Here is a 2,500-nt window from a genome sequence, read left to right as displayed (position 1 = left end):
AGAGCACTGGATGGGCTATGGGGACTCACCGTCTTACTGATCCTAACCAAACTCCGAATACCGTGGAGTACTACTCGGCAGACACACGGCGGGTGCTAACGTCCGTCGTGAAGAGGGCAACAACCCTGACCTCCAGCTAAGGTCCCCAAGTCATGGCTAAGTGGGAAAGGATGTGAGGATCCCAAAACAACCAGGATGTTGGCTTAGAAGCAGCCATCATTTAAAGAAAGCGTAACAGCTCACTGGTCTAAACAAGGGTCTTTGCGCCGAAAATGTAACGGGGCTGAAGCCATGCACCGAAGCTGAGGATGTATCGCAAGATACGTGGTAGCGGAGCGTTCCGTAAGCCTGCGAAGGAGGACCCGTGAGGGCCTCTGGAGGTATCGGAAGTGCGAATGTTGACATGAGTAACGATAAAGGGGGTGAGAGACCCCCTCGCCGAAAGACCAAGGGTTCCTGCTTAAAGTTAATCTGAGCAGGGTTAGCCGGCCCCTAAGACGAGGCGGACACGCGTAGTCGATGGGAACCACGTTAATATTCGTGGGCCTGGTGGTAGTGACGGATCGCGCAACTTGTACATCCTTATTGGATTGGGTGTGCAGGGAAGCGGTTCCAGGAAACAGCTCCACCGTATAGACCGTACCCGAAACCGACACAGGTGGTCAGGTAGAGCATACCAAGGCGCTTGAGAGAACTCTGCTGAAGGAACTCGGCAAATTGCACGCGTAACTTCGGAAGAAGCGTGACCCCGGTTCACGCAAGTGGATTGGGGTGGCACAGACCAGGGGGTAGCGACTGTTTATCAAAAACACAGGGCTCTGCGAAGTCGCAAGACGACGTATAGGGTCTGACGCCTGCCCGGTGCTGGAAGGTTAAGAGGAGAGGTGCAAGCTTTGAATCGAAGCCCCAGTAAACGGCGGCCGTAACTATAACGGTCCTAAGGTAGCGAAATTCCTTGTCGGGTAAGTTCCGACCTGCACGAATGGCGTAACGACTTCCCCGCTGTCTCCAGCAGAGACTCAGTGAAATTGAATTCCCCGTGAAGATGCGGGGTTCCTGCGGTCAGACGGAAAGACCCCGTGCACCTTTACTATAGCTTTACACTGGCATTCGTGTCGGCATGTGTAGGATAGGTGGTAGGCTTTGAAGCGGGGACGCCAGTCTTCGTGGAGCCATCCTTGAAATACCACCCTTATCGTCATGGATGTCTAACCGCGGCCCGTCATCCGGGTCCGGGACAGTGTATGGTGGGTAGTTTGACTGGGGCGGTCGCCTCCGAAAGAGTAACGGAGGCGCGCGATGGTTGGCTCAGAGCGGTCGGAAATCGCTCGTCGAGTGCAATGGCATAAGCCAGCCTGACTGCGAGACTGACAAGTCGAGCAGAGACGAAAGTCGGTCATAGTGATCCGGTGGTCCCGCGTGGAAGGGCCATCGCTCAACGGATAAAAGGTACGCCGGGGATAACAGGCTGATGACCCCCAAGAGTCCATATCGACGGGGTTGTTTGGCACCTCGATGTCGGCTCATCGCATCCTGGGGCTGGAGCAGGTCCCAAGGGTTTGGCTGTTCGCCAATTAAAGCGGTACGTGAGCTGGGTTCAGAACGTCGTGAGACAGTTCGGTCCCTATCTGCCGTGGGTGTAGGAATATTGACAGGATCTGTCCCTAGTACGAGAGGACCGGGATGGACATATCTCTGGTGGACCTGTTGTCCTGCCAAGGGCATAGCAGGGTAGCTATATATGGAAGGGATAACCGCTGAAGGCATCTAAGCGGGAAACCCACCTGAAAACGAGTATTCCCTTGAGAGCCGTGGAAGACGACCACGTTGATAGGCCGGGTGTGGAAGCGCAGCAATGCATGAAGCTTACCGGTACTAATCGCTCGATCGGCTTGATCGTTCTCATTGTTCATGCTCATCGAAGATGAGCATCGACCTTCTGTCCTCACGGGCGCACCGCGATCTTCGATCGCTGCGCCTCAAGGACGGCGCGCCAAACGATTGGCGACGCGCTCTGCGCTTGCGGCCTTCGGCCGAAAGTGCCGCGCGAAAGGTCGAAAGACGTGTTCAAAAATAAGACAAACGAAGAGCTTGCCTCTTCACCAGCTTCTCGAAAACTTCATGCACGAAGCATGCGCATACGGTCCCGTATGGCCGCTTTGGCACCCCTGCGAGGCGACAAGCCGAGCAGGAAAGGTCTGCCAAAGCAACAAAGGGAACAATGTTCATGCCGAAGGCATGAACATTGCCCTTAGCCGACCTGGTGGTCATGGCGGGGTGGCTGCACCCGTTCCCATTCCGAACACGGCCGTGAAACGCCCCAGCGCCAATGGTACTTCGTCTCAAGACGCGGGAGAGTAGGTCGCTGCCAGGTCTGCTAAAGGCAATCCAAATCTTCTCTATCAAACCCACCCATAACGCGGGGTGGAGCAGCCCGGTAGCTCGTCAGGCTCATAACCTGAAGGCCGCAGGTTCAAATCCTGCCCCCGCAACCAGCCTC

At 55.7% G+C, this 2,500-nt stretch carries 1 tRNA gene and 2 rRNA genes (1 of these 3 cut by a window edge); all 3 read left to right on the top strand.

The features are described 5' to 3' along the window. A 23S ribosomal RNA gene (locus ACIIOY_RS26565) occupies positions 1-1,900 on the top strand (it extends 976 nt beyond the left edge of the window). Between the two features lie 359 nt (positions 1,901-2,259). Continuing rightward, positions 2,260-2,374: ribosomal RNA gene (gene rrf / locus ACIIOY_RS26560) — 5S ribosomal RNA — on the top strand. Positions 2,375-2,418: 44 nt separating this feature from the next. Further along, a tRNA-Met gene (locus tag ACIIOY_RS26555) sits at positions 2,419-2,495 on the top strand. Positions 2,496-2,500: the final 5 nt, after the last annotated feature.

It is taken from the genome of Shinella agrisoli (assembly GCF_046557955.1).
GTDB lineage: Bacteria > Pseudomonadota > Alphaproteobacteria > Rhizobiales > Rhizobiaceae > Shinella.
This window is presented reverse-complemented; position numbering and strand designations above follow the sequence as displayed.